24 protein-coding genes, 1 tRNA gene and 3 pseudogenes are annotated in these 26,334 nt (G+C 71.2%); 13 read left to right on the top strand and 15 right to left on the bottom strand.

Annotation, left to right across the window (positions count from 1 at the left end; translation table 11 throughout):
• Positions 1-75 precede the first annotated feature (75 nt).
• Positions 76-993: an alpha/beta fold hydrolase gene (locus ACWC0C_RS40185; RefSeq protein WP_450869489.1), complete on the top strand. Its 918-nt coding sequence runs from the start codon at positions 76-78 to the stop codon at positions 991-993.
• A 12-nt stretch (positions 994-1,005) separates the two neighbouring features.
• On the opposite strand, the gene ACWC0C_RS40180 is transcribed toward ACWC0C_RS40185, so the two are convergent.
• The gene (locus tag ACWC0C_RS40180; RefSeq protein WP_450869487.1) at positions 1,006-2,592 is read right to left on the bottom strand and encodes a Na+/H+ antiporter; all 1,587 of its coding nucleotides are present in this window, start codon (positions 2,590-2,592) and stop codon (positions 1,006-1,008) included.
• A gap of 496 nt (positions 2,593-3,088) precedes the next feature.
• On the opposite strand from ACWC0C_RS40180, the gene ACWC0C_RS40175 reads away from it, so the two are divergent.
• Positions 3,089-4,348, top strand: a complete 1,260-nt coding sequence (locus ACWC0C_RS40175; protein ID WP_450869485.1) for a L,D-transpeptidase — start codon at positions 3,089-3,091, stop codon at positions 4,346-4,348.
• Between the two features lie 10 nt (positions 4,349-4,358).
• Here the strand turns inward: ACWC0C_RS40175 and ACWC0C_RS40170 are convergent, their stop codons facing one another.
• Entirely contained in the window at positions 4,359-5,825 is a 1,467-nt protein-coding gene (locus ACWC0C_RS40170; protein WP_450869483.1) for a protein kinase domain-containing protein, read from the bottom strand.
• Here ACWC0C_RS40170 and ACWC0C_RS40165 point away from each other — a divergent pair.
• Complete coding sequence (locus tag ACWC0C_RS40165) at positions 5,717-6,196, top strand: recombinase family protein (protein WP_450869481.1); 480 nt, start codon at positions 5,717-5,719, stop codon at positions 6,194-6,196. The genes ACWC0C_RS40170 and ACWC0C_RS40165 overlap by 109 nt on opposite strands.
• A gap of 127 nt (positions 6,197-6,323) precedes the next feature.
• Here ACWC0C_RS40165 and ACWC0C_RS40160 read toward each other — a convergent pair.
• Positions 6,324-6,408, bottom strand: a tRNA-Leu gene (locus ACWC0C_RS40160).
• A gap of 188 nt (positions 6,409-6,596) precedes the next feature.
• Positions 6,597-7,232: pseudogene (locus ACWC0C_RS40155) on the bottom strand (aldehyde dehydrogenase family protein); the annotation flags it as partial.
• Between the two features lie 3 nt (positions 7,233-7,235).
• On the opposite strand from ACWC0C_RS40155, the pseudogene ACWC0C_RS40150 reads away from it, so the two are divergent.
• Together ACWC0C_RS40150 and ACWC0C_RS40145 are read left to right on the top strand one after the other, a co-directional pair.
• Positions 7,236-7,469: pseudogene (locus tag ACWC0C_RS40150) on the top strand (MFS transporter); the annotation flags it as partial.
• A 55-nt stretch (positions 7,470-7,524) separates the two neighbouring features.
• A complete protein-coding gene (locus ACWC0C_RS40145) occupies positions 7,525-8,706 on the top strand; it encodes a low temperature requirement protein A (RefSeq protein WP_450869479.1) in 1,182 nt (393 codons plus the stop codon).
• A 75-nt stretch (positions 8,707-8,781) separates the two neighbouring features.
• Here the strand turns inward: ACWC0C_RS40145 and ACWC0C_RS40140 are convergent, their stop codons facing one another.
• The 4 genes from ACWC0C_RS40140 to ACWC0C_RS40125 form a co-directional block, all read right to left on the bottom strand.
• Entirely contained in the window at positions 8,782-9,459 is a 678-nt protein-coding gene (locus ACWC0C_RS40140) for a GntR family transcriptional regulator (protein WP_450869524.1), read from the bottom strand.
• Positions 9,460-9,590: 131 nt separating this feature from the next.
• Positions 9,591-10,538: a beta-ketoacyl-ACP synthase III gene (locus tag ACWC0C_RS40135; RefSeq protein ID WP_449200591.1), complete on the bottom strand. Its 948-nt coding sequence runs from the start codon at positions 10,536-10,538 to the stop codon at positions 9,591-9,593.
• Between the two features lie 137 nt (positions 10,539-10,675).
• Entirely contained in the window at positions 10,676-10,804 is a 129-nt protein-coding gene (locus ACWC0C_RS40130) for an MFS transporter small subunit (protein WP_449200590.1), read from the bottom strand.
• Entirely contained in the window at positions 10,779-12,143 is a 1,365-nt protein-coding gene (locus ACWC0C_RS40125; protein ID WP_450869478.1) for an OFA family MFS transporter, read from the bottom strand. Before ACWC0C_RS40125 ends, ACWC0C_RS40130 begins: the two co-directional genes overlap by 26 nt.
• Before the next feature lie 215 nt (positions 12,144-12,358).
• Here ACWC0C_RS40125 and ACWC0C_RS40120 point away from each other — a divergent pair.
• Both ACWC0C_RS40120 and fdhD read left to right on the top strand, forming a co-directional pair.
• Positions 12,359-12,948: pseudogene (locus ACWC0C_RS40120) on the top strand (ketopantoate reductase C-terminal domain-containing protein); the annotation flags it as partial.
• Positions 12,949-13,084: 136 nt separating this feature from the next.
• Entirely contained in the window at positions 13,085-13,933 is an 849-nt protein-coding gene (fdhD, locus tag ACWC0C_RS40115; protein WP_449200588.1) for a formate dehydrogenase accessory sulfurtransferase FdhD, read from the top strand.
• Positions 13,934-14,042: 109 nt separating this feature from the next.
• Here the strand turns inward: fdhD and ACWC0C_RS40110 are convergent, their stop codons facing one another.
• From ACWC0C_RS40110 to ACWC0C_RS40100, 3 genes are all read right to left on the bottom strand, one after another.
• Positions 14,043-14,378, bottom strand: a complete 336-nt coding sequence (locus tag ACWC0C_RS40110) for a hypothetical protein (protein ID WP_450869477.1) — start codon at positions 14,376-14,378, stop codon at positions 14,043-14,045.
• A gap of 268 nt (positions 14,379-14,646) precedes the next feature.
• Positions 14,647-15,174, bottom strand: a complete 528-nt coding sequence (locus tag ACWC0C_RS40105; RefSeq protein ID WP_449200586.1) for an isochorismatase family protein — start codon at positions 15,172-15,174, stop codon at positions 14,647-14,649.
• A gap of 19 nt (positions 15,175-15,193) precedes the next feature.
• Positions 15,194-15,631 (bottom strand): MarR family winged helix-turn-helix transcriptional regulator, encoded by a 438-nt coding sequence (locus tag ACWC0C_RS40100; protein WP_450869475.1) that lies wholly within the window; start codon positions 15,629-15,631, stop codon positions 15,194-15,196.
• A 138-nt stretch (positions 15,632-15,769) separates the two neighbouring features.
• Here ACWC0C_RS40100 and ACWC0C_RS40095 point away from each other — a divergent pair, with 138 nt between their 5' ends.
• A complete protein-coding gene (locus ACWC0C_RS40095) occupies positions 15,770-16,687 on the top strand; it encodes a quinone oxidoreductase family protein (RefSeq protein ID WP_450869473.1) in 918 nt (305 codons plus the stop codon).
• A gap of 133 nt (positions 16,688-16,820) precedes the next feature.
• The gene (locus tag ACWC0C_RS40090) at positions 16,821-18,698 is read left to right on the top strand and encodes an exo-alpha-sialidase (RefSeq protein ID WP_450869471.1); all 1,878 of its coding nucleotides are present in this window, start codon (positions 16,821-16,823) and stop codon (positions 18,696-18,698) included.
• On the opposite strand, the gene ACWC0C_RS40085 is transcribed toward ACWC0C_RS40090, so the two are convergent.
• Positions 18,648-19,706, bottom strand: a complete 1,059-nt coding sequence (locus ACWC0C_RS40085) for a bile acid:sodium symporter family protein (RefSeq protein ID WP_450869470.1) — start codon at positions 19,704-19,706, stop codon at positions 18,648-18,650. The genes ACWC0C_RS40090 and ACWC0C_RS40085 overlap by 51 nt on opposite strands.
• A gap of 138 nt (positions 19,707-19,844) precedes the next feature.
• On the opposite strand from ACWC0C_RS40085, the gene ACWC0C_RS40080 reads away from it, so the two are divergent.
• Entirely contained in the window at positions 19,845-20,714 is an 870-nt protein-coding gene (locus tag ACWC0C_RS40080) for a LysR substrate-binding domain-containing protein (RefSeq protein WP_449200581.1), read from the top strand.
• Positions 20,715-20,719: 5 nt separating this feature from the next.
• Here ACWC0C_RS40080 and ACWC0C_RS40075 read toward each other — a convergent pair whose 3' ends face one another.
• A complete protein-coding gene (locus tag ACWC0C_RS40075; protein WP_450869522.1) occupies positions 20,720-21,697 on the bottom strand; it encodes an Lrp/AsnC family transcriptional regulator in 978 nt (325 codons plus the stop codon).
• Positions 21,698-21,818: 121 nt separating this feature from the next.
• On the opposite strand from ACWC0C_RS40075, the gene ACWC0C_RS40070 reads away from it, so the two are divergent.
• Together ACWC0C_RS40070 and ACWC0C_RS40065 are read left to right on the top strand one after the other, a co-directional pair.
• Complete coding sequence (locus ACWC0C_RS40070) at positions 21,819-23,306, top strand: MFS transporter (RefSeq protein ID WP_450869467.1); 1,488 nt, start codon at positions 21,819-21,821, stop codon at positions 23,304-23,306.
• 346 nt (positions 23,307-23,652) lie between these two features.
• Positions 23,653-25,479 (top strand): AMP-dependent synthetase/ligase, encoded by a 1,827-nt coding sequence (locus tag ACWC0C_RS40065; RefSeq protein ID WP_449200579.1) that lies wholly within the window; start codon positions 23,653-23,655, stop codon positions 25,477-25,479.
• A 22-nt stretch (positions 25,480-25,501) separates the two neighbouring features.
• Here ACWC0C_RS40065 and ACWC0C_RS40060 read toward each other — a convergent pair whose 3' ends face one another.
• Both ACWC0C_RS40060 and ACWC0C_RS40055 read right to left on the bottom strand, forming a co-directional pair.
• Positions 25,502-25,627: a hypothetical protein gene (locus ACWC0C_RS40060; RefSeq protein ID WP_450869465.1), complete on the bottom strand. Its 126-nt coding sequence runs from the start codon at positions 25,625-25,627 to the stop codon at positions 25,502-25,504.
• The gene (locus ACWC0C_RS40055) at positions 25,624-25,836 is read right to left on the bottom strand and encodes a hypothetical protein (RefSeq protein ID WP_450869463.1); all 213 of its coding nucleotides are present in this window, start codon (positions 25,834-25,836) and stop codon (positions 25,624-25,626) included. The genes ACWC0C_RS40060 and ACWC0C_RS40055 overlap by 4 nt, the downstream gene beginning before the upstream one ends.
• A gap of 227 nt (positions 25,837-26,063) precedes the next feature.
• Between ACWC0C_RS40055 and ACWC0C_RS40050 the strand changes: the two genes are divergently transcribed.
• Positions 26,064-26,334 (top strand): aldo/keto reductase (locus ACWC0C_RS40050; protein ID WP_450869461.1); only part of this gene is annotated, 271 nt, incomplete at its 3' end.

Raw genomic sequence — 26,334 nt, 5'->3', positions numbered from 1 at the left:
CGCGCGCACCGGCCACACCGCTCCCGGCTGCGGCGGTGGCTGCGGCGCGCCGCGCTGAGCTGTGCCGTCCTTCTGGTGGTCGTCACAACGGCGTCGTTCGTCTACAACGGCGTCACAGCCGGGCGCGCCGCGCCGCCGCGGGGGCTCAGGTACGTGCAGGCCGCCGACATCCGCACGCGCTACCAGACCTGGGGTACGGCGGGCCCACCCGTCGTCCTGGTGCACGGCGCCTTCGAATCCGTGGACACCTGGTCGCGCCTTGCCCCGCTGCTCGCCCGCGACCACCGGGTGTACGCACTCGACCTGACCGGCGACGGATACAGCGAGCGCCACGGCCCGTACACCGTCGGCCATTTCACCCGGCAGCTCCTGGGCTTCCTGGATGCCATGCACCTCGGCGGTCCGGGCGAGCGTCCGCTGCTGGTGGGACACTCCAGCGGAGCCGCCGTGGTCACCGAGGCGGCGCTCTTGGCCCCGGGCCGGCTGGGGGGTGTGATGCTCCTCGACGGCGACGCCCTGGACACGGGTGCCGGGCCGCCGCCGGCCTTCAAGTACGTGCTGATCGACCCTTACCGCACCAGCCTGCTGAGGCTCGGACTCGGCATCGACGCGGTGATCCGCAGCGTGTACGACGCCCAGTGCGGGCCTGGCTGTCCGCGCCTGGACGCCGCCGGTCTGGATCAGTGGCGACGCCCGCTCCGGGTGCCGGGCGCGGAGGACGCGCTCTGGAGCATGCTGGCCGCGGGTGTGCCGGGTCTGCCCGCCGACCAGGTGGCCCGGCTCGCCGGGGTGCGCCTGCCCAAATCGGTGGTGTTCGGCGCCCAGGACGACGTGTTCACCCGGCAGACGCCGCAGGAGACCGCCCGGCGCATCGGCGCACCGCCTGCGACGCTCATCCCGGGCGCCCGGCACCTGACGATGATCTCCAGCCCCGAGGCGGTCGCGACGGCCGTGGACAGGCTCACGGCGGTATCGGTCGCGGCGTCTCGGTGACTCCGGCGCTGGTCAGTCGCGGGGGCGGAGACTGGCTTCTTCGAGGTCGAGTTCGTGCTGGATCCGGCGCCGGGTGGCGTTGCTGATCTTGTTCGCTTCGTAGAGGTGATGCAGCTCGGCCGCCTCGATGGCGATGAGTGTCCGGCGGATCTCGCGGTAGGCGTCGGCAGGACGCGCGTCCGGGTCACTGTAGTGGGCGTCTTCCACCTGGTGGATGCGCGCTTCCAGCTGACGACGGGCCTGTTTCAAGGCGGTCTCCGCGGCGGCACCCAGATCGGAGAGCTCATCCAGATCGCCGAGCTGCATCAGCTCTTCGAGCGCGGCGTGGGCAATGTGCCGGCGGGTCCGCGCCTCCTCGCGAGCGGTGTGCTCCGGTTCCAGGGCGATGCCGGAGCGGCGGACGACGGGGGCCAGGGTGAAACCCTGGAAGACGAGAGTGAGCGCGACCGTCCCGGTGGTGAGCGTGAGAATGAGTGCCCGGTGCGGCAGCGGTGCCCCCGTGTGGGTGACCAGGGGGATGGAGAGCGCGGCCGCCAGCGGCATGACGCCCCGGGTGCCCGCCCAGGACAGGACGGCCGGAACGCGCCAGGACAGGCGGTTGTCGCCCATCCTGTGCCGGTGATGGATCAGGGCGGACAGCGGGAAGATCCACAGCAGCCGGATCGCCAGCAGAGTGAAGGCGATCACCGGCACCCACAGCGGCCAGCCGTGCTCGTCGCGCGCGAGATGGCGGACGGCCGAGGGGAGCTCGAGGCCGATCAGGGCGAAGACGACGCTCTCCAGCAGGAAGGTCACGGTGTCGTAGACGGCGTGCACCTGGAGGCGGACGGAGGCGTTGCTGAGCTTGTGGCCGGTGCTGACGAGGACGACCCCGGACACGATGACGGCGGTCACGCCGGAGGTGTGCGACTGCTCCGCGATGACGTACGAAGCGTATGGGGTGACCAATGCGATGACGGTCTCCAGCATGGGGTCCTCGGTCCGTCTGCGGATCAGGGTCACCACCGCGGCGACCGCCGCACCGACGAGGGCTCCTCCGCCTGCGAGGATCAGGAACTGTTCGATGGTCCCGGACACGCTGATGGCGCTGCCGGTGACCGCGGTCACCACGGCGACCTTGTACAGGACCAGCGACGTGGCGTCGTTGAACAGGCTTTCCGCCTGCACCAGGGCCTGCACGCGCGGTGGGAGGGACAGCCGTCGGCCGAGCGCGGTGACGGCCACGGGGTCGGTGCTGGCCAGGACGGAGCCGAGGATGAGCGCGGTCGCGGCGGTGAGCGGAGTGATCGCGGCGGCGACGTACCCGACGGCAAGGGCCGAGGCGAGCACCAGTCCGAAGACCAGTCCGCTCACAGGCCTCCACACGGCGCGCAGGTCGCGGACGGAGATTTCCCCGGCCGAGGCGTAGAGCAGTGGAGGCAGCACCAGCACGTTGATCACTTGAGGCGGCAGACGCACCTCGGGAATCCAGGGCATCAGCCCCACGACCAGACCGGCAATCACGAGGAGTGACGGAGCGGGCAGGCTCCAGCGCCGGGCACCGGTCGCCACCGCTGTGGCCAGGACCACGAGCAGCAGGACAACGATCAGGCCGGTCATGGAGCGTCCCCAGTGGGTCGACGGTCAGTGTTCCTGGGCCGTGGGGAAGGGGATGGGTTCCTGGGTCGTGGGGAAGGGGATGGCACGGGCGCCCTCCCCGATGGTGCCCATGGCCACGTAGCCGGCGGTGTTCACGGCACTCATGATCACCCTTCACAGGTCATCCCGCCCAGGGCAGGCCGAGGTGCCGCGAACCTCGCACCGCAGCCCACCGGCGAGGTGGCACCTGCTCTTCGAAGCTTGCACCACGTTGTCCAAGACCGCCTCCGCGCATTCCTTCGACGGGTAGCGCCGGCCGCCTCGAACGCGGCATACCTCTGAGCCGCCCGACCGGACGGTATCTCCTCGTCCGTCTCCACGCCCCAGGCCGTCGGCGGCGACCGCTGCGCGTGGAATTCGCCACAATTCACTCCCTTAAAGGCGGATGAATGCATAAAAGTAGTTCTTTAAAGCCGGTTGCACTCCTCGGTAACCAGCTCCAGGGATTCACCGACCAATGGCATGGGAGAAGCGTTTGATCACGGTACGTAAGCGACGCACCGGGCTGATGGCTACAGCCGGCGTACTCGGCGGCGTACTCGCACTCACGGCCCTCGGCGGCACCAGCAGCGCTGCCACCAGCGGAAACGACACGGCGAATCACCTGAAATCGCAGACGCAGCCGGGCCAGGCGGGCGCCCAGGACGCTTCCGACGCCCGAATAGAGATCACTCCCGGGCAAGGTGCCTACGGCGTCGGGATCAACGGCCCCGTCAAAGTCACCGTCAGCAACGGAAAGCTCACCAAGGTGACGATGACCGCCGTCGCGACCGGTGCCGAGATTCCGGGCACCCTGGCCGCGGACGGCACGTCCTGGAAGCCGAACGGCGCGCTGGAGCGGGCCACCCGATATCAGGTCGCCGCGGAGGCCGAGGACGCCAAGGGCCGCTCCGTCACCGGGAACGCCACGATCACCACGGTCTCCCCGGCCAACGACTTCATCGGGCATCTCTCCCCCGAGGACGGCTCGACCGTCGGTGTGGGCATGCCCGTGACGGTCGACTTCGACAAGCCGGTCAGCGACAAGGCCGCCGTGGAGTCGAAGATCCGGGTCAGCTCCAGCAGCGGCCAGCGGGTCGTCGGTCACTGGTTCAACGACGACCGTCTGGACTTCCGCCCCGAGAACTACTGGAAGCCCGGCTCCACCGTCACCGTCGAGCTCACCCTCCACGGCATCCAGAAGACGGTCACGTTCAAGATCGGCCGGAGCCAGATCAGTACGGTCGACGCCGGGACGAAGCAGATGACCGTCGTACGGGACGGCAGGACGATCAAGACCATCCCGATCTCGTCCGGCAGCCCCGAGCACCCGACGTACAACGGTCAGATGGTCATCTCCGAGAAGTTCTCGCGGATCCATATGAACGGTGCGAGCGTCGGCCTCATGGGTAAGGACGGCAAGCCCGCGTACGACATCGGCGACGTGCCGCACGCCATGCGCCTGACCGACTCGGGCACCTTCCTCCACGGCAACTACTGGGGTGGCGACTCGGTCTTCGGCAAGGTCAACAGCAGCCACGGTTGCGTGGGCCTGAAGGACGTCAAGGGCGGCGGCGACGGCAATCAGCCCGCTGCGTGGTTCTTCGGCAACTCGATGATCGGTGACGTCGTGATCGTCAAGAACTCCGAGGACAAGACCACGTTGGCCCCGGACAACGGCCTCGGCGACTGGAACATGCCGTGGACCGAGTGGATCTCGGGCAGCGCGACCGGCTGAGACGACCGGATCATCGGGAGAGGGTGACCCGCAGGATGGCGTGACGTGGCACCTCGCTGCCGGGCGAGGGTGTCTGCTCACATACCCGGCCGACGGGCGTGCCGGGGTGAGGGCACGCTCGGTGCCGGAGGGGCTCGACGCGTACGCCGAGTGCCTGGGCGCTCGATCGGGCTTCGGTCATCGTCTCGCCGATCAGCGAGGGTGCCGCGACCCGGGGACGAGCGGAGACGTGGGATCCGATGATCACGTAGATGCCCACGGCGGCTGTCAGCAGCACCGCCATCGCCTGGAGCGGCCGACGGATGCGCCGTCGGCGCACGGGGCGTTCCTTCCGGGGATCCCGGGGAGGCTGTAGCTGGGTGTGCCGAACCCTCGCAGGTGGATCCGGCAGCGGCGAAGTGACCGCCGTGGCACGGCCTGCCAGTACCTCCCCGATGGCGTCGCGCATCACTTCGGCGGTCTGGTACCGGTCCGCACGATCCTTGGCCAGCGCGCGCAGCACCAGGCTGTCGTAGGCGGCAGGCAGCTGCGGGGCGTGGGCGGAGGGAGGCAGCGGTGGTTCCGAGAGGTGCTTCATGGCCACGGCCAGCGGGGTGTCACCGGTGAACGGGGGGCGGCGGGTGAGCAGCTCGTAGAGCAGGCAGCCGGTCGAGTACAGGTCGGTGCGGACGTCGACCTGCTCGCCCCGGGCCTGTTCCGGCGACAGGTACTCGGCCGTGCCCACCACCACCGAGGTGCGGGTGAGGGTCGTACCCGCCCGATCCACCGAGCGGGCGATGCCGAAATCCGTCACCTTCACGGTGCCCTCGTGGGAGAGCATGACGTTCGCCGGTTTGATGTCCCGGTGGACGATGCCGTGGCGGTGGGCGTGATCGAGCGCCTCCAGCACGCCGGCGGTGAGTTCGAGGGCGTGCTCTGGTCCGGTGATCCGTGCCTCGCGCACGAATTGGAGCAGGGTGGCGCCGTTGACGTACTCCATCACGAGGTACGGGACGAGGTGGCCGTCGAGCGTGTCCTCGCCCGCGTCGTAGACGGCGACGACGGACGGGTGGCCCAACAGGGCCGCCGAGACGACCTCGCGGCGAAAACGCGCCCAGTGTTCGGCATCGGCCGCCAGTTCCGGCCGGAGCGTCTTCACGGCGACCGGGCGGAACAGCAGCAGATCGTAGGCCAGCCATACTTCGGCCATCCCCCCGCGGCCCAGAACCTGTTCCAGACGGTAGCGTCCGCCCAGACGACGTGAACGATCCACGGTGCTCCCCCTCGTTGCCGACGTCCGCCGAGGCACCGTAGGGGCGGTTCTTGTGGGATCTCTGTGATCCGGGCCGACCCTGTGGCGCGTCCCGGCAGTGGTCGCCCCCGCGGGGCTTGGGGTGCGGCGGCGGTTCGACCACCAAGTGCCTGCACGCAGCCCTCCTGTCCCGGATCCTCGCCCGGCGTCTGGCCGGACACAGCATCGCCCGTATCGCCCGCGCATCGAACGCCTCCGGCATTCCCTGCCCGGCGGCCGCTGACCGGGCCCGGAACCGGCACCGCAACGGGCAGCGGTGGGTGCTGAACACGGTGCGGGCCATCCTGGCCCATCCCCGTTACACCGGCCGGCGGGTCTGGAACCGCCGGCGCACCGACCACGACCTCGTCGATCCCGCGAACACCACTCTTGGCCACCGCGACGTCATGCGCTGGAACACCACCGGAGCCACGACCGTCCCGCATCTCCAACACCTACGCCCGCGAAGACCATGCCCTGGGGCATCTGCCCGCGAGGAGATCTTGCTCGGCTACGACCCCGCGACCAGCACCCTGACCGCGGACACACCCCAGACGGAGAGGATCACCATCAGCTGACCGAACCGCCGATCGAGGGGAGAAGCCAGGCCGAGACACCGAAACGACGAACACCCGCTCCGGCCGGAGGCTGGAGGCGGGTGCCGATGTCCCCTGCCCTGAAACAGGACGCGGTGGGGCAACTCTGTGTCCGAGGGGGGACTTGAACCCCCACGCCCGATAAAGGGCACTAGCACCTCAAGCTAGCGCGTCTGCCATTCCGCCACCCGGACTAGGTGTCTGCCGCCTTGCCGGGGGTGTTCCCCGCGGCGACATGGATAACAATACCAAGGTTTCGGAGTGCGTTTCACCTGCGTATCCGCCCGGGACGGCGGCCCAGGGGCGAGCCGGGGCCGCCGGATCGCCGGCCTCACGGGCGACGGTATACAGAATGCAAGATTCTGTGTGCAGTCCGTGAGGGTCAGGGCATGAGCTGGTACTCCGGGAAGTTCCCGGGCAGCCGCTCCCCCGCCGGGCCCTGGGTCACGGCGCGCACCAGCAGGTCGCCGCCGACGAAGGCGCCGCGCCAGGAGGCGCCGAACCCGCCGAACAGCTCGTCGCGGTCGCCGCGGGAGCGGGGGACGCCGTGCCCGGTCTTGAAGGCGCGGATCTGCGGGACGAGCCGGTCGTAGGTGGATCGGTCGTCCGTGGCGAGTGTGGCGACCAGCACACCGTTGGACGCGTTCATGGCGGCCAGCAGCTCGGCCTCGGTGTCGGCCAGGACGATCATGTCGACGGGGCCAAAGGGTTCCGCGTGGTGCAGCGGGGAGGACGGCGGCGGGTTGAGGAGGGTGACCGGATGGACGTAGGCGGAGGTGTCCTGGTCCGGCAGGAACCGCGTGCCGTCGGGGTGGCCGCGGTACAGCGGTACGGCGCCCCGGTCCACGGCCTCGGTGACCTGGTCGGTGAGCTCCTTGGCCTTGGCCGCGTTGATCAGCGGGCCCAGGTCCAGCTCGGGCAGCGGGTCGGCCGGGTCGGCGACCGCGAGGGGATGGCCGACGCGAACGGAGCCGACCGCGGGCAGGTAGGCGGCGGCCAGGAACGCGTCGAAGACCTTCTACCCGCCTTCGCCGCCCTCACCCCGGACTACTTCGGCGAGAACTACAACGCCACCACCTACGGCCTGGTCTACAGCGGCAAGCTGATCAGCGGCCTGTTCGGCGGCGGCCTCGGCTCCGTGGTGGTCGGCGCCTGGGGTTACAACGGGGCCTACACGCTGGCCGGCGGCGTATCGATGCTGGCGGCCGCGATCACGCTGCTGCTGCGCCAGCCCGGCCGGGACGAGGCAGGAACGGACGATGTTCCCCCCTCTACGATCTGCTCACCGATCACCGGAGGGGGAACACCGCATGCGCACCACGCCGCCGGACACGGCGACCGAGGATCCCGGACGCCGGGTCACCGCCCTGGAACTCTTCTTCGACCTGGTCTTCGTCTTCACGCTGACCCAGCTCACCGTGCTGCTCGCACACGACCTGTCGTTCGCCACGGCCGGCAGAGTGGCGCTGATCCTCGTCGTCCTGTTCTGGATGTACGGCGCCTACGCCTACCTCACCAACCAGGTACCGCCCGACCGCCCCTCGCGGCGCCTGCTGCTGATGCTCGGCATGGCCGCGTTCCTGGTGTGCGCGCTGGCCATCCCCCGGGTCTTCGACGACACCGGTGTGGTCTTCGGTCTCGGATTCCTGCTCGTGGTGATCGTGCACACCGTCCTGTACACCCGCAGCCACGGCTGGGACTCCATCTGGTACGGCGTCCCCAACGCGCTCGCGGCCCTGTCGGTGACCGCCGCCGGAACGGTCGACGGCCTGGCGGCGGACGTCTTCTGGCTGCTCGCGATCGCCCTGCAGTTCGTCACGCCGCTCGTCGCCGAGCACGGGCCGGGGCGCAGGGACGGCCGCAGTGCGGCGACGCTGCGGGTGCAGCTGGGCGCCCTGGACCCGGCGCACTTCGTGGAGCGGCACGGGCTGCTGCTGATCATCGCCTTCGGCGAGTCCGTGATCTCCATCGGTGTCGGCATCGGCGATCTGCCGCTCACCCCGGGCCTGTTCTGCGGCGCGTTCCTCGCACTGGCCCTGTCGGTCGCGCTGTGGTGGACGTACTTCGTGCGGGACGAGGAGGCGGCGGAGGAGGCGTTCCGGGCGACACCGCCGCCGGCCCGCTGGCGGCTGGCGATGAACGCGTACTACTACGCCTTCCTGCCGATGCTGCTCGGCATCGCCTTCCTCGCGGCCGGCATCAAGAAGACCCTCGGCCATCTGGCCGAACACCCGGGTCCGGGGCCCGCGTTGGCGCTCGCGGGCGGCATTGCCCTGTTCCTGGCGGGCGACGCCGCCTTCCGAACGGCCCTGCGGCTGCGGCCGGTCCGCCACCGGGCGGTCACCGCCCCGCTCGCCCTCGCCACCGCGGCGCCCGGCGTCCTCGTGCCGGTGTACGGCGAACTCCTGCTGCTGGTGGCCGTGTTGGTGGGGATGCTGGCGGTGGAGGCCCGGTCCTGCGCGGCGGTCCGGCCGCTGGAAGAAGCCGCGTGATCAGTACCCGTTGGATCAGTACCCGTTGGATCAGTACCCGTTGGATCAGTACCCGTTGGATCAGGATCCCTCGGATCAGGACCCGTTGGACTCGTGGTAGGAGCGGCGGGTGTGTTCGGTGTGGGCGGCCATCAGCCGGGCGGCCCGTTCCGGGTCGTTATGGACGATCGCGGTGATCAGTTCCCGGTGTTCGACCCACGACTGGCGCCCGCGCCGCCGGGCCACCGGGGTGTAGTACCAGCGGACCCGGCGGTCCACCTGGGCGGCGAGTCCGGCGAGGACCGCGTTGCCCGCCAGTTCCATGATCTTGGCGTGGAAGGCCGCGTTGAGGGCTACGGCACGGTCCACGTCGTCGGCGGCGACGGACTCCTCACCCTCGGCGCACAGTTCCTCGAGCGCGCTGATCCCCGGGGCGTCGGCGTGAACGGCGGCCAGCCGGGCCGCCTCCGACTCCAGCAGGGTGCGTACCGTGAGCAGCTGGTCGGCCTCCTCCCGGGTCGGCTCGTGCACGAACGCGCCCTGCGCGGGCCGCAGATCGACCCAGCCCTCGGTGTTGAGCCGCTGCAGCGCCTCGCGCACCGGCTGCCGGGAGACACCGAGGTGCCCGGCGAGCTCGCTCTCGACCAGGTGCTGGCCGGGCCGCAGTGCGCGCGTGGTGATGAGTTCCAGCAGCGCCTCGTAGACACGCTCGCGCAGCGGTCCGGGCCGTTCGAGCTTGGGCACCGCCCCCTGCGGCAGTCCGGTCGACAACATCACGGTCCCCCTCCTGGGCAGGTCTGGCGCATGGGCGCTGGACGCTCAGTATCAATTGTCTTTTGTCTACAGACTACGGTGCACAAAATCCAGTCCTGTGGCACCGGTCCTGTTGCACCTGCTCCGTCCGCTCACGGGCAGCGTACGACCTGCCCCGCGTACGACAGATTGCCGCCGAAGCCGAACAGCAGCACCGGGGCGCCGGTGCTGAGCGCCCCCTGCTCGACCAGCTTGGAGAAGGCGAGCGGGACACTGGCCGCCGAGGTGTTGCCGGAATCGGTGACATCGCGGGCGACCACGGCGTTGACGGCGCCCAGCCTCTCGGCCAGCGGTTCGATGATGCGCAGGTTGGCCTGGTGCAACACCACCCCGGCGAGATCCTCGGGGGCCACACCGGCCTTCTCGCAGGCGCGGCGGGCGATGGCCGGCAGCTGGGTGGTGGCCCAGCGGTAGACGCTCTGCCCCTCCTGCGCGAACCGCGGCGGGGTGCCCTCGATCCGCACGGCGTGCCCCATCTCCGGCACCGACCCCCACAGCACCGGCCCGATCCCCGGCTCCTGACCCGGCGGGCACGCCTCGACGACGGCGGCCCCGGCCCCGTCGCCGACCAGCACACAGGTGGTGCGGTCGCTCCAGTCGGTGACGTCGGACATCTTGTCGGCGCCGATGACCAGCGCCCTGGTGGCCGCGCCGGCCCGGACCGTGTGGTCCGCGGTGGCCAGCGCGTGCGTGAACCCGGCGCACACCACGTTGACGTCCATCGCGGCCGGCTGCGGGATGCCGAGCCGGGCCGCGACCCGGGCGGCGGTGTTCGGGGACCGGTCGATCGCCGTGGAGGTGGCCACCAGGACCAGGTCGATGTCGCCGGGGGTCAGACCGGCGGCGGCGAGGGCCTTGGCGGCGGCGTGCGCGGCCAGCTCGTCGACCGGCTCGTCGGGTCCGGCGATGTGCCGGGTCCGGATGCCGACCCGGCTGCGGATCCACTCGTCGCTCGTGTCGACCACACCGGCCAGGTCCTCGTTGGTGAGCACCCGGGCGGGCTGGTAGTGACCGATGGCCGCGATGCGCGAGCCGTTCATGGCGGGGTCCCCTCGTTGCCGTGGGTAGCGGGATCAACCAGTCTGATCAGTGACCCACGGGTACGACGGCAGGTGAAGCCACAGGAATCGGGCGTCCGAGTTGTCGGCTTCCCTCAGACCCTCGGACGCCCGAGCACTCACCCCGTGAACAGCTGCGTCGCCTTCCGTACGAGTTCGTACACCCCGTAGGCGAGGGGCGCCCCCACCCACAGCCAGCCGAGGATGATCAGGCCCCGCCGGCTAGGCGGGCTGCTGTCGCTGGGCATCGGCGGCCTCCCTCTGGGCGGGGACGTGGTGGCGGGTGTGGACGGGGCGGACCAGTTCGTTGGCGACGAAGCCGACGACGAGCAGGCCGATCATGATGCCGAGCGACAGCCCGTACAGCGCCGGGCCGTGCTTCCCCGCCTCCTTCTGCCGGTCGGCGATCCAGTTGACGATCAGCGGGCCGAGCACGCCCGCCGTGGACCAGGCGGTGAGCAGCCGGCCGTGGATCGCGCCGACCTGATACGTGCCGAAGAGGTCCTTCAGATAGGCGGGGACGGTCGCGAAGCCGCCGCCGTAGAAGGAGAGGATCACCAGGGCGCACAGCACGAACAGCGGCTTCGCCGAGTCCCCGAACAGTGCGATGAGCAGGTACATCAGGGCGCCGACGCCGAGGTAGCAGCGGTAGACGTTCTTACGGCCGACTCGGTCGGAGGCGGACGACCAGCCGATCCGGCCCGCCATGTTGGCGGCCGACAGCAGCGCGACGAAACCGGCGGCCGCGGAGGCCGACACCGGGGTGGCACCGTCCGCGAAGAAGTCCGTGATCATCGGGGCGGCCTTCTCCAGGATGCCGATGCCGGCGGTCACGTTCGTGCACAGCACGACCCACAGCAACCAGAACTGCGGGGTGCGCACCGCGCTGCGGGCGGAGACCCGCACACCGTCGACGGCGCTCGGGCCGCTCACACCCGCGCTCACACCCGCGCTCACACCCGCGCTCGCGACCGATGCGTCCGTGCGGGGCACGCGCACGAGGAGCACGCCGAGCGTCATGAAGACGGCGTACGACAGACCGTGCACCAGGAACGCGAGCGCGATCCCGGAGTGGCCGGTACCGAAGGAGGCGAGCATCTGCGCCGACCAGGGCGAGGCGATCAGCGCGCCGCCGCCGAAGCCCATGATGGCGATGCCGGTGGCCATGCCGGGCCGGTCCGGGAACCACTTGATCAGCGTGGAGACGGGCGAGATGTAACCGATACCGAGACCGATCCCGCCGACGAAACCGTAGCCGAGGACGATCAGCCAGTACTGCTTCGTCTGGGCGCCGAGCGCGGAGATCAGGAAGCCGGAGGAGAAGCAGACGAGGGCCACGGTCATCGCCCAGCGCGGGCCGTTGCGCTCGACGAGCGTGCCGCCGAACGCGGCCGACAGTCCGAGCATCACGATCGCCAGCTGGAAGGGCAGGGCGCTCTGGGTGCCGTCGAGATGCAGGGCGTTCTCCAGGGGCGGCTTGAACACGCTCCAGGCGTAGGCCTGCCCGATGGACAGATGGACGGAGAGGGCGGCGGGTGGAACGAGCCAGCGGCTCCAGCCCGGAGGTGCGAGAGGGGGGCTGCTCATGCTCGCGGACGGTAGGGCTGGGGGCGGGCGTTGAGAAGTGCGCGGTTGATCGTATGCGGTGAACGGTATCCAGGGGGCGGTCAACGGTCGCCGCACGAGCCTTGCCGCTGCCTCATTCCATACTGTAGACAATATTTCATCGACACCATTTCCTATGCGAGATCTTGCATACGAAATCCGGGATCCCCGACGACGGAGTGCTTCCGTGAAAGTGGCAGCACGGAGTACGTGTGCTCAGCCCGCGCGGCGACTTCACCGCGCACCCCCACGCGACCGACGATTCCGGCGAGGTCGGTCCGGCGGACTACGTCTTCCTCGGCCTGAAAGCCAACGCGTACGCGGCGTGCGGGCCGCTGATCGCACCGCTGCTGCACGAGCGCATGGCGGTGGTGGCCGCGCAGAACGGCATCCCGTGGTGGTACTTCCACCGGCACGGCGGCCCCTACGACGGACACCGCCTCGAGAGTGTCGACCTGGACGGTGCCGTCAGCCGGGTCCTCGCCCCCGAGCGGGCCGTGGCGGCACCCGCAAGGTCATCGAGACCATGATGGCCGAGACGCTCGCGGTCGCCGGGGCCCTCGGCTGCAAGGTCGGTGTCTCCGTCGAACGCCGCCTCGCCGGCGCCGAACACGTCGGCGACCACCGCACCTCCACCCTCCAGGACCTGGAGCGCGGCAAGCCGCTGGAACTGGACGTGCCGCTCGCCGCCGTCGTCGAACTCGCGGAGATCACCGGCGTCGAGGTGCCCCCGCTGCGCACCGTGCACGCCCTCTCGGACCTGCTCGCGCTGAGGAGTGCCGCGTGAGGGAGGAGTGCCGCATAGGGGCGGGCCGCATCCTCACGCTCCCCCGTGCAGGACAATGAGATCGTGGCCCGCGGTAACCGCCGCATCAAGGGCCGTTTCGGCTGCCAGCACGTACAGAACCGGGGCTGATCAAGACATGGGACGAGTCACGGAACGACGCAAGGTCCTCCGCATCCGCGACGGGGCGATCTCCACCCGGCCGGACACGCTCGTCGCCGAGGAACCCCTGGAGATCCGCCTGAACGGCAAGCCGCTCGCCATCACCATGCGCACTCCGGGCGACGACTTCGCGCTGGCGGCGGGGTTCCTGGTGAGCGAGGGTGTACTGGCGACTGCATACGATCTGCAGAACATCGTCTACTGCGCGGGGGCGACCGCAGACGGCTCCAACACCTACAACGTGGTGGACGTGAAGACCGCGCCCGGCGTCGCCCTGCCGGACTTCACCCTGGAGCGGAACGTCTACACGTCCTCCTCATGCGGTCTGTGCGGCAAGGCCAGCCTGGACGCCGTACGGACGACAGCCCGCTTCCCGATCGCCGACACGCCCCGGGTCCGGGTCACCCCGGAGCTGCTGGCGAGCCTCCCCGACCGGCTGCGGGCGGCCCAGCGGGTGTTCGACAGGACCGGGGGCCTGCACGCGGCGGCCCTGTTCACCGAGGACGGCGAGCTGCTGGACATACGGGAGGACGTCGGCCGGCACAACGCGGTGGACAAGCTGGTCGGGCGGGCGCTGCAGAACGGCGAGCTGCCGCTGTCGCGCACGATCCTCCTCGTCTCCGGGCGGGCCTCCTTCGAGCTGGCGCAGAAGGCCGTGATGGCCGGCATCCCGGTGCTGGCGGCGGTGTCGGCGCCGTCGTCGCTGGCGGTGGATCTGGCCGCGGAGACGGGTCTGACCCTGGTGGGCTTCCTGCGGGGCAGCTCGATGAACGTGTACGCGGGCGAGGACCGTATCGCCCTGCGGGAGGCGGCCGCCCAGGGCTGAGGTGTCTCCCCGCGGCACGGCAGCGGGGGTCCGGCCGGCGGGGAGCGCCCCCTGCGCCGCCGGGCCCCGCCTCGGCCGAGGGGCTGCGCCGCTTCGACGAACCCCGTGATCAGGGATGAGCGATGTGCAGCCGTTCGGCGGCGCGGCCGAGGTGCGGAGGTTCGGCCACCGCCATCGGACTCGCGGTCGCCGTGGGCGCGGCGCGGGAGGGTGCCGAGGTGGTGATGGCCTCGCGCCGGCAGGAGAGCGTGGACGCGTTGGAGCGGCTGACGGGAAGCGCCGAGGGGCGTGTGCTGGACGCGACGCCGCTGCCGCTGGTGACGTCTGCCGAGGCGAGTGTCGGACAGGCGCGGAGGTGCAGGGGACACGCGGCTGTGGGGTGCGTACACGGCGGTGAAGTGCGGCGCCGGTCGATCCGGCCGGGCGGGTCGGTGGTGCTGACCACCGGGACGGCGGCACGCCGGCCGTGGCGCCGGCGCCGGTGCGGGTCGATGGGGTCCCGACGGGGCTGGTGCGCACCGAGCTGTGGCGGCAGGTGCCGGAGGCGGCGCGGGAGAGGCTGTTCCGTTCGTCCGCCGAGTCGCTGCCGGTGGGGCGTGGCGGCGAGCCGGCGGATGGGGTGGAGGGGTTCCGAATCTGATGCGTGGGGGGTTGCAGCACCGGTTCGGTGGTGGCCGTGGACGGAGGCGGGGGCGGGACGCTGGTGTGAGGGATCAGGCGGGCGCGAGGCGTACGTCGGCGGCGGCCACGACCGTGCCGAGCCGGGGGAAGTCGAGCCGGACGGACGCCTGGTGCTCGGCGGCGGTGAAGGCGGCCATGGCGTCCTCGCAGAAGACGAGGTCGTAGCCGAGGTCGGCGGCGGCGCGGGCGGTGGACTCGACACCGAGGTTGGTGGCGATGCCGCCGAACACGAGGGTGGTGACGCCGCGTTCGCGCAGCAGCCCGTCCAGGCCGGTGTCCTGGAAGGCGCCGATGGTCCGCTTGACCACTTCCAGGTCGCCGTCCTTGGCGAGGCCGGGCACGAGTGAGCTGCCGGGCGGCTGTTCGGCGACCGAGGGGCGTTCGACCCGGACGAGGACGACGGGTGCCCGGGCGGTGCGGAAGGCGTGCGCCAACTCCTCGGCGGCGGTGAGTACTTCGGTGCCTTTGCGGGGTTCGAGGGGCAGCGCGACGATGCGTTCCATCAGGTCGATGAGGACCAGGGCGGTGCGCTGCGGATCGAGCACGGGAGCTGCGGTCATGACGGAACGTTAGCCGCCGTCAGCCGTCCGTGCCGGAAATCCGGATCAACAGGCCCATGAACTGCTCGCGTTCGGCGGCCGACAGTGGGGCGAGCAGCTCGTCGTTGGCCTCGCGGGCCGCCTTCTCGCAGCGCGCGAGGAGGCGGGCGCCGCCGTCGGTGAGGGTGACGGCGTTTTTGCGCCGGTCCCGGGGGTCGGGGGTGCGGACGACATGGCCGGCGGACTGCAGGTCGTTGAGGACGCCGACCAGGTCCTTGGGGTCGAGGCCCACGCCGCGGCCGAGGTCGGCCTGGGCGACGGGCTGGAGGTCGCGGACGGCGGAGAGGACCACGTGGTGCCACATCTTCAGGCCCTCGGCCGCGAGCGCGTCGGCGACCAGGGCACGACCGTGGGCGGCGGCGCGACCGAGGAGCCAGCTGGGCAGGGAGCGGATCGCGGGCAGGGGTGCTTCGGCCATGCCGGCAGCCTATCCGGCCATCCGTGAAAACGTTGGACCTCCCAACGGATTACCGCTATCGTTGGGGCTCCCAACGAATTCATGGGTACTCCCAACGATCGATCTGCCGGGGTATGCCCGGCCGTGGAGGTGTATGCGATGCGTCGCGTCCGGTACGAATCCGCAGGCGGCCCCCTGTTCCTGGAGGAAGCACCCGTCCCCGAGCCCGGCCCCGGCGAGCTGCTGGTGCGCTGCGCGGCGGTCGGGGTCACCCTGCCCGTGGTCCGCAAGGTCACCGAGGCCGCCGAGCCGATCGCGCTCGGCGGGGAGATCGCCGGCGAGGTGGTGGCGACCGGCGAGGGTGTGACCCGCTTCCGGCCGGGCGAGCGGGTGACCGGGCTCTGCTTCGGGCACGGGTACGCCGACTTCGCCCTGCTGCACGAGGCCATGGCCTCCCCGATCCCGGACGGCGCCGACGCCGTGGACGCGGTCGCGCTGGTGCGTAGCGGCCTGGTGGCGTTCGGGGCATTGGAGGCGGCCCGGCCGGTGCCGGGCGAGGCGGTGCTGGTCACCGCGGCGGCGAGCGGGGTCGGCCACCTGGCCGTCCAGCTGGCGCGAGCGCGGGGTGCGGGGCGGGTGGTGGGGGCCGTGTCCGATCCGGGCAAGGCGGAGTTCGTCGGCTCGCTCGGCGCGGACGACTGTATTCAGTATGGCGACGACAGCTGGGGAGATCCGGTCGACTGTGTACTGGATGCCGTCGGCGGTGACCTGCTCGCCCCCGCCCTCGCCGCCCTGGCCCCGCACGGCCGTCTCGTCTCCTACAGCTCGGGCGGCGGCACCGTTCAGGCGTACGACCTGCTGGTGGGTGCCAAGTCGGTGATCGGGTTCCAGATGGCCCTGATCGCCCGCGGCCGGCCCGACCTGTACGAGCAGTGGCGCCGGGAGCTGTGGCGGCTGTTCGCCGAGGGCGCCCTGAAGCCCGCCGTGCACGCCGAGTTCGCACTGCAGGACGCGGCGAAGGCGCACGAGGTGATCGAGCGGCGTGCCAACCTGGGCAAGGTCGCGCTGCGCCCGTAGCCCCTTCGCGCGCGCTGTGTGCTGCACGCTTCTTGTGGGGCGGACGGGCCCCAACTACCGTCGATGGGGCGCACGTTGGACATGGGATGTCCGGATGTCCAGTTGCCCGGCCGACGAAGGGCAAGGTCGCACCATGCCGTCAGGTCTTCGCGCCCGTCTCAGAGCCGTACTCGCCACCGCCCTCGCCTCGGCGGCACTGCTCCTGGTGCCGCTCGCCATCCCCCACCCGGCACATGCCCAACCCACCGCGAGCTCCCCCGAGTTCGAGCAGCAGGTGCTGTTCAAGGCCTCCCAGGATCCCGGCTACGCCTGCTTCCGCATACCGGCGATCGTGCGGACGACCGACGGCACACTGCTGGCGTTCGCCGAGGGCCGGGTCCTCAACTGCGGGGACGCCGCCGACATCGACATCGTGCTCAAGCGCTCCACCGACGGCGGCCGCACCTGGGGCCCGTTGCAGGTGGTCGACGAGGGCGCCGGTGACACCCACGGCAACCCGGCGCCGATCGTGGACCGCGAGACGGGCCGGGTCTGGCTGGCTCAGACGTACAACACCGGCCGTACCGACAGCGCCAGCTGCTCGATCCCCTGCGACCGCACCCCGCACCTCCAGTACAGCGACGACGACGGCGCGACCTGGTCCGCGCCCCGCGATCTGAGCCCGGAGATCCTGCCCGCCGACTGGAACTCCTGGTACGCGACCGGGCCGGTGCACGGCGTCCAGCTCACCCGGGGCAGGTACGCGGGCCGGCTGGTCTTCGGGGTCAACACCGAGACCTGGGACGGCAGCCGGGTCACCGCCAACCACGCGGCGCTGATCGTGAGCGACGACCACGGCGGCCACTGGCGGATCGGCGCCACGGACACCTGGCCCATCGCCGACGACGGCACCTTCCGGCAGAAGCCGTCCGAACTGACCCTCGCCGAGCGCGGCGACGGCTCCCTCCTGGTCAGCGGCCGGGAGCAGGACGGCACCGACCTGGGCCACCGCACCCAGGCCGTCAGCCGCGACGGCGGGGGCAGCTTCACCGCCCCCTTCCACGACCTGCCCGACCTGTACTCCCCGCAGGTTGAGGGTTCGCTGCTGCGCCTCGGCGACCGCCTGCTGCTCGCCTGCCCCGCCGACCCCGACCGGCGGCGCACGATGATGATCCGCTCCTCCTACGACGGCGGCCGCACCTGGGACAGCGTGGACCGCGGCACGGTCGTCACCACGGACTGGTCGGGCTACTCCGACCTGGTGCGCGCCGACGCCGACGCGGTGGGCCTGATCTACGAGGGCGGTGCGGTGGACGCCCGCGACGAGATCCGCTTCGCCCGCTTCACGCAGGACTGGCTCGCCCCGCGCCGCGGCCCCGACCCGGTCACCGCCGACCTCGCCCCGCACGCCCGCCCGGCCGCGGTGCTCGGCGGCGCGGAGGAGACGGACGGGGTCTTCGGCGGTGCCCTGCGGTTCGACGGCACCGACGACGCCGTACGCCTGCCGTACCGCAGCGGGCTGCCGCTGGGCTCCGAGGACTTCACGGCGTCCCTGTGGTTCCGGTACACGGCGACGTCCGGGGAGCAGCCGCTGCTGTGGATGGGCGGGAGCGGCACCAGTCAGCCGCAGGTGTGGGTGCGCGGCGAGCCGGCGAACCACCGTATACAGGGGCTGATCACGGTGCGGGACGGGGCGGTCGCACCGCAGACCGCATACGTTCGTACGGATATCGCATACAACGACGGCCAGTGGCATCACCTCGTGCTGCGCCGAGGCGACGGCCGGCTGTCGTTGTTCGTCGACGGTATGCAGTCTTCCGTCGCCGACATACCGGGTTCGGTCAGCCGCAACTCCCCCTTCGGCGTACACATCGCTCAGCGCATGGACGGCCGCGCCTTCTTCACCGGAGCCATCGACGAGGTGCACGTCTGGGACCGGGCGCTCACCGACGAGGAGCTGTCGGACCCGAAGGCGCTCAGGTCACCGAAGGACACGGTCCTGTGGCTTCCCCTGGACCACGTGAGCGGCTGACGCGCCGACGGCGCCCGGGACCTCCTCCGGGTCCCGGGCCCGGCGCCTGGCGATGACCGCGCACACCATCAGCTGCATCTGGTGGAACAGCATCAGCGGCAGCACGGCGAGCGAGGCGTGGGCACCGAACAGGACGCCGGCCATGGGCAGCCCGGAGGCGAGGGACTTCTTCGAGCCGGCGAACTGGATGGCGATCCGGTCCTCCCGGCCGAAGCCGAGCGCCTTGCCGCCGTACCAGCTCAGCAGGAGCATCACGGCGAGCAGGACGGCCTCGACGAGGAGCAGCGCGCCGAGCCGTACGGGGCTGACCTGGTGCCAGATGCCCCGGGTCATGCCCTCGCTGAAGGCGGTGTAGACGACCAGCAGGATCGAGCCGCGGTCGACGAGCCCGAGGACCTTCCTGTGCCGGGCGACGAAGGAGCCGATCCAGCGCCGCAGCACCTGCCCGGCGAGGAACGGCACCAGCAGTTGGAGCACGATCTTGAGCAGTGAGTCGGCGGAGAACCCCCCGCCGCTGTTGCCGAGCAGCCCGGCCGCCAGCAGCGGGGTGAGGACGATGCCGACGAGGGAGGAGAAGGAGCCCGCGCAGATCGCGGCGGGTACGTTCCCCCGGGCGATCGAGGTGAACGCGATGGACGACTGGATCGTGGACGGCACCAGCGTCAGGAACAGCAGCCCCTGGTAAAGCGGCTGGGTCAGCAGCACCGGCACCAGCGAGCGCGCCGCGAGGCCGAACACCGGGAAGAGGACGAACGTGCAGGCCAGCACGGTCACATGGAGCCGCCAGTGGCGCAGCCCGTCCAGCGCCTCCCGGGTGGAGAGCCGGGCGCCGTACAGGAAGAACAGGAAGGCGATCGCGGCTGTCGACGCACCCGAGGCCACGTCGGAGGCGGTGCCCCGGGCCGGCAGGAGCGCGGCGAGACCCACGGTCCCGAGCAGCAGGACGATGTAGGGGTCGATCGGCAACCAGCTCGGCCGACGCAGGCGTTCCACAGTGCTCCGTTCCATTCGTTCAGGACCCCATCCGTGCAGGACCCCATCCGTGCAAGACCCCCTTCCATCGTCCTCCGCGGGGCACCGATCGGGAATCCCTTATACGGCTCTGACTGTCATCACGTTTCGCGATAGCGGGGTAGGCTGTCGGGCGTGTACGACCCGGCACACCTGCGCACCTTCCTCGCCGTGGCCCAGACGCTCAGCTTCACGCAGGCCGCGCACCGGCTCGGGCTGCGTCAGTCCACGGTCAGCCAGCATGTGCGCCGGCTGGAGGACGCGACCGGGCGGCAGCTGTTCATCCGGGACACCCATGCGGTGGAGCTGACCGAGGACGGCGAGGCGATGCTGGGCTTCGCCCGGCGGATCCTGCGGGTCCACGAGCAGGCGACGGCGTTCTTCACCGGCACCCGGGTGCGCGGCCGGCTCCGGTTCGGGGCGTCGGAGGACTTCGTGCTCACCCGGCTGCCGGAGATCCTGGAAGGCTTCCGCCACGACCATCCCGAGGTCGACCTGGAGCTGACGGTGGAGCTGTCCGGCACCCTGCACGAGCAGCTGGCCGCCGGGAAGCTGGACCTGGTGCTGGCCAAGCGGCGCCCGGAGGATCCCCGGGGCGAACTGGTCTGGCGTGACGACCTGGTGTGGATCGGCGCCGAGCGGCTGCGCCTGGAGGCGGACCGGCCCGTCCCGCTGATCGTGTACCCCCCGCCCGGCATCACCCGGGACCGTGCGCTGCGGGCGCTGGAGCGCGAGGGCCGCGACTGGCGGATCGTGTGTACCAGCGGCAGCCTCAACGGGCTGATCGCGGCGGCGCGCGCCGGGCTCGGCGTGATGGCCCACTCCCGGCGTCTGATCCCGCCGGGTCTGTTCCGGCTGCCGGACCGCTCGGGCCTGCCCGACCTGGGCAGGGTCGACTTCGTGCTGGTCCACGGCCGCCGCCGGGGCGCCGCGGAGGAGGCCGCGAACGCGCTGGCGGCGGCGATCCTGGCGGGCGGGGAACGGCTGCGGCAGCGCAGCGGCTGAGGCCGTCAGCGGGGCATCGGGTACGTCAGCTGCTTGACCCGGCGCAGGAACGGGGTGGTCTCCACGTGCTGCACCCCCCGCAACTGCCCGAGGGGGCCGCTGAGGTAGGCGTAGAGGCCGGCGGTACTGCGGGCCAGTGCGGTGACGACGAGGTTGGACGGTCCGGCCGTCGCGGAGACCCAGGCGGTCTCCTCGTGCGCGGCCAGGGCCTCACCGGCGGAGTGCAGGGCGGCCGGTGCGACGGTGATCCACAGCGCGGCGACGACGGGACGGCCGAGGATCTCCGACTGGTACTCGACGTCGATGTACACCGCCCCGGAGGCGCGCAGCGCGGCCAGCCGGCGCTTGACCGAGGACTCCGAGCGGCCCGTCGCCCGCACGAGCTCGGGGTAGGCGGCCCGGCCGTCGCGCTCCAGGACGGCCAGCAGGGGTTCGTCCTCGGGCTCGATGCGGGCCGGGCCGGTGCCGGGTGCGGCGGCGGGGCGCAGCGCGGCCCGCTGCTCGGCGGTGAGCAGGGCGAGCTTGGCGATCCAGCCTTCCGCACCGCCGTAGAACCGGTGCAGGAGCTGGTGGGCGCGGATCTCGACCACGCTCGGTGTGCGCGGCAGCTTGCCGAGCAGCAGCTCGTCGTGGTCGCCCGGGGTGCGCGGCCGGGTCAGGCAGAGCACCTCGGTGCCGCCCGAGGCGAGCCCGATCCAGTAGGTGTCGGGGCGCCGGGCGAGGGCCTCGGCGATGGCCGGTGCACTGTCCGGTGTACAGCGGATCCGCAGCATCCACTGGTCCTGGCCGAGCCGGTGGGCGTCCCGCATGGCGACGATCCGCAGGCCTCCTCGCGCGCACAGGCGCCGGTAGCGGCGCGCGATGGTCTGGTCGGAGACGCCGAGCACGGAGGCGATCCGGCTGAAGGGAGCCCGGGCATCGACTTCCAGTGCGGACAGCAGCTGCAGGTCGAGCCGGTCGAACGTGTCGGATTCCATCTCCAGCATGTGCCCTCCTGTCGAATTCCACCGGCCGTACGCCGTGCAGGCTTCTGATCGGCCGTGACAGGGCCATCGTACGGAGCGATCGAATGCCGTCGTACGGATCTGCGGGGAGTGGGAGGACATGCGCAGCTGGGGGACGCTCACGGCCGTGTGCCTGGGCACGTTCATGTTGCTGCTGGACGTGACGATCGTGGTGGTGGCGCTGCCGGACATGGCTGCGTCGCTGCACGCGTCACTGGGTGATCTGCAGTGGGTGGTCGACGGGTACGCGCTCGCGCTGGCGGCGCTGCTGCTGGGTGTGGGCGCCGCCGCCGACATCCTGGGGCGGCGCCGGGTGCATGTGGCGGGCGTGGTGCTGTTCGCGGCCGCCAGTCTGCTGTGCGGGCTGGCCTCGGGGCCGGGGACGCTGGTGGCGGCGCGGGCGCTGCAGGGCATCGGCGGTGCGGCGATGTTCGCGACGACGCTGCCGCTGCTGGGCTCGGTCTACCAGGGCCGGCAGCGGTCGGCGGCGCTCGGCGTGTGGGGTGCGGTCAGCGGTGGGGCCGCGGCGGTCGGGCCGGTGCTCGGCGGGCTGATCGCCGAGGGTCCGGGCTGGCGGTGGATCTTCTTCGTGAACCTGCCGGTGAGCGTGGCGGCGGTGTGGCTGACCCTGCGGGCGGTGCCCGAGTCGCGGGGGCCGCGCGGGATGGGCGTCGACTGGGCCGGTACGGCGGCCTTCGCGGTGTTCGCGGGCGGGGCGACGTACGCGGTGGTGCGCGCCGGCGAGGACGGCTGGACGGCGGCCGCGACGCTGACGTCGTTCGCGGTGGCGGCGCTCGCGCTGCTGGTGTTCGTGCGGGTGGAGCGGCGGGTCGCGCATCCGCTGCTGGATCTGTCGTTGCTGCGCCGGCCGGCGTTCGTCGGGGTGATGCTGGGCGCGTTCGCCTTCAACGGGGTGGCGTTCGGCGGGACCGCGTATCTGTCGATATGGATGCAGACGCTGCTCGGGATGTCGCCGGTGCGCGGCGGGCTGACGCTGCTGCCGATGACGGTGATGTCGATGCTGGTCGCGGTGCTGGTGGGGCGGCTGCTGCACGGGGTGCCGGCCTGGCTGACGGTCGGTGGCGGGCTGCTGCTGATCGCCTCGGGCACGCTGTGCCAGGCGGTACTGGACGCGGGCTCGGACTGGACGGCGCTGGTGCCCGGGTTCGTGCTGGTCGGCGTCGGCACCGGGTTCGTCGCGCCGACCGTGGCCGGGGCCGCGCTGGCCGCGGTGCCGCCGGAGCGGGCCGGGATGGCGGGCGGCGCGGTGAACACGGTCCGCCAGCTCGGGTACGCGCTCGGTGTGGCCGTCTTCGGCACCGTGCTGACCTCCCGGATGACCGGCACGCTGCCGAGCGGCGCGGCCCATGCGCTGGCCGGCGGCCAAGCGGCCACGCTGCGCGGCGGCTTCCCGGAGCACACCCTGCGCGCCGCGTTCGCCTCGGGCCTGAACGGTGCGCTGGTGGTGGCGGGGCTTGCGGGCGTGGTCGCGGGCGCGCTGGTGCTGCTGCTCGTGCGGACGGGCCGGCGCACTCCGCAGAAGGTGTCCGGCGCGGAGCCGGAGAAGGCGGTGCCGGCGCACCGCTGACCCTGTGCGCTGCGGCGAGGGCGGTCCCGGGAGGTGCTCGGGGGCCGCCCTCGCCGTGCATGTCTTCCGGCACGGGTCGCGCCTGATATGCGGCTATCGGGGCTATATACGCCGTAATCAGCGCGTACAGATTCGGTGGAGATTACGGCACCGAAACTTACTGACCCGTCAGTATTGTGTCCGGCCCTTCCCCATGTGCGGGCATTTTCCGGTCGCCGCCCGGGGGAAACGTGAGGTTTGCTAGGTTTCCAACCCCCTCCCGCAGCGTGACGGGGTGGGGTAGCTTTCACCGCGCTGTGCCGAGCATCACGGGCGTGACCAAGCAGCGAGGATCGGGGAGCGAGGTTTGCGCGAGTTCACCAACCCGCCGCTCACGACGGCGCCGCCGGTGGGCGGTCTGGCCGACGTGGTCTTCGAGCATGCCCATACGGACCCCACGCACGTCGCCCTCGGCCGCAAGGACAGCTCCGGGCAGTGGCGGGACGTGACCGCCGCCGAGTTCCGCGACGAGGTCCTGGCCCTCGCCAAGGGCCTGCTGGCGCGCGGCATCCGCTTCGGCGACCGCGTCGCGATCATGTCCCGCACCCGCTACGAGTGGACCCTGTTCGACTTCGCGCTGTGGACGATCGGCGCCCAGGTGGTGCCCGTCTACCCCACCTCCTCGGCCGAGCAGTGCTTCTGGATGCTCTACGACGCCGAGGTCGCCGCGGCGATCGTGGAGCACGAGGACCACGCGATGACCATCGCCACCGTCATCGACCGCCTTCCGCAGCTGCGCCAGCTGTGGCAGCTGGACTCGGGCTGTGTGCAGGAGCTGTACGACGCCGGGGCGCACCTGGACGACGAGCTGGTGCACCGGCACCGGCAGGCGGTCACCCCCGAGTCGGTCGCCACGATCATCTACACCTCGGGCACCACCGGCCGCCCCAAGGGCTGCGTCATCTCGCACGGCAACTTCATGCTCGAGGCGGACACCGTCATCCAGCGCTGGGAGCCGGTGTTCCACTCCAAGAAGGGCGACGAGGCCTCCACGCTGCTGTTCCTGCCGCTCGCGCATGTCTTCGGGCGGATGGTGGAGGTCGCCGCGATCCGCGGTCGGGTCCGCTTCGGGCACCAGCCGCAGCTGCACGCCGCCGCCCTGCTGCCCGATCTGGCCGCGTTCAGGCCGACGTTCATCCTCGCGGTGCCGTACATCTTCGAGAAGGTGTTCAACGCGGCCCGCCGGAAGGCGGAGAAGGAGGGCCGGTCCGGGCCGTTCGAGAAGGCGGTCGACATCGCGGTGAAGTACGCGGAGGCCGTGGAGGCCAAGGCGTGGGGCACCGGGCCCGGCCCGTCGGCGGGGCTGCGCATGCAGCACCAGTTCTTCGACAAGGTCGTGTACGCCAAGATCCGCGCGGCCATGGGCGGCCGTATACGGAATGCGATGTCCGGCGGTTCGGCGATGGACCGCCGGCTGGGGCTGTTCTTCGCGGGCGCGGGCGTGCAGATCTACGAGGGCTACGGCCTGACCGAGTCGACGGCGGCGGCGACCGCCAACCCGCCCGAGCGCACCCGCTACGGCACCGTCGGCCAGGCCATCCCGGGTGTGACCGTGCACATCGCCGACGACGGGGAGATCTGGCTGCACGGCGGCAACGTCTTCCAGGGCTATCTCAACAACCCGAAGGCCACCGACGAGACCCTGCACGACGGCTGGCTGGCCACCGGCGACCTCGGCTCCCTCGACGAGGACGGCTATCTGACCATCACCGGCCGCAAGAAGGAGATCCTGGTGACCTCCGGCGGCAAGAGCGTCTCCCCCGGTGTGCTGGAGGAACGGGTCCGCGAACATCCGCTGGTCAACCAGTGCATCGTCGTCGGCAACGACCGGCCCTACATCGCCGCCCTGGTCACCCTCGACCAGGAGGCCGTCGAGCACTGGCTGCAGATGCGCGGAAAGCCGCGGTTGACCCCGGCCCAGCTGGTACGCGACCCGGACCTGGAGACGGAGGTGCGGCGGGCGGTGGTCGCCGCCAACACCCTCGTCTCCCAGGCCGAGTCGATCCGCACCTTCCGCATACTGGCGCAGCCGTTCACGGAGGAACACGGCCTGCTGACACCGTCGTTGAAGCTGAAGCGCAAGGCGATCGAGAAGGCGTACGACACCGAGGTCGAGGCCCTCTACCGGACCTGACGCCGCGCCACCTCCGCATGGTTCAGCCGATGTCGATGCGGAAGATCTTGTGGGCCCCGTCCACGACGCCTCCGATGTCCGGACAGGAGGGCTGTCCGGGGTAGTGGAAGCGGGCGGCGATGCAGCGGCGCAGTTCGGCGGGGGTCAACTCGCCGGGTGCATCCGCTGGTTGAAGGGGTGCCGGTCGTGGTAGCGCGTCGCGGTGACCGCGCGCAGCCGCGCGGTGAACTCGGCGGCCGGCCAGGCGGCGCGGCCGTCGAGTTCCGGTACCGCCGCGGTCATGCGGCCGGGGGCGGCTCGGGCGGGCGGCGGTCGGCGAGCGCGCACGCCCGTGACCTCCAGCCGGTTCACATGCATGCACCAGGTTCATCGATACGTCCGGCGGCGCGATACAGAGTCGCGGGACGACGGGCTCCGGTCAATGGTCCGGACCGAAAACGCCGGATGCGTTTCCGGCCAATCTCCGCCCCGTTGACCGACTGACCGGTCAGTCGAGACGGATCGCGCGGTCAGGAATGCGTCGCGGCGTGTGATCGTTGACGATGGGAGTACCACCTGTCCGCAACCGAAGGATCAAGAAGCCCGTGAGCAGCAAGGTCCCCCCGATCATCCTGAACAACGGCGTCGAGATGCCCCAGCTGGGCTTCGGCGTCTGGCAGGTGCCGGACGACGAGGCCGAGCGGGCCGTCGCCACGGCACTGGAGGCCGGGTACCGCAGCATCGACACAGCGGCGATCTACGGCAACGAAGAGGGAACCGGCAAGGCCATCGCCGCCTCCGGCGTGCCCCGCGAGGACATCTTCGTCACCACCAAGCTCTGGAACAGCGACCACGGGTACGACTCCACGCTGCGCG

It is taken from the genome of Streptomyces sp. NPDC001709 (assembly GCF_053596375.1).
This window is presented reverse-complemented; position numbering and strand designations above follow the sequence as displayed.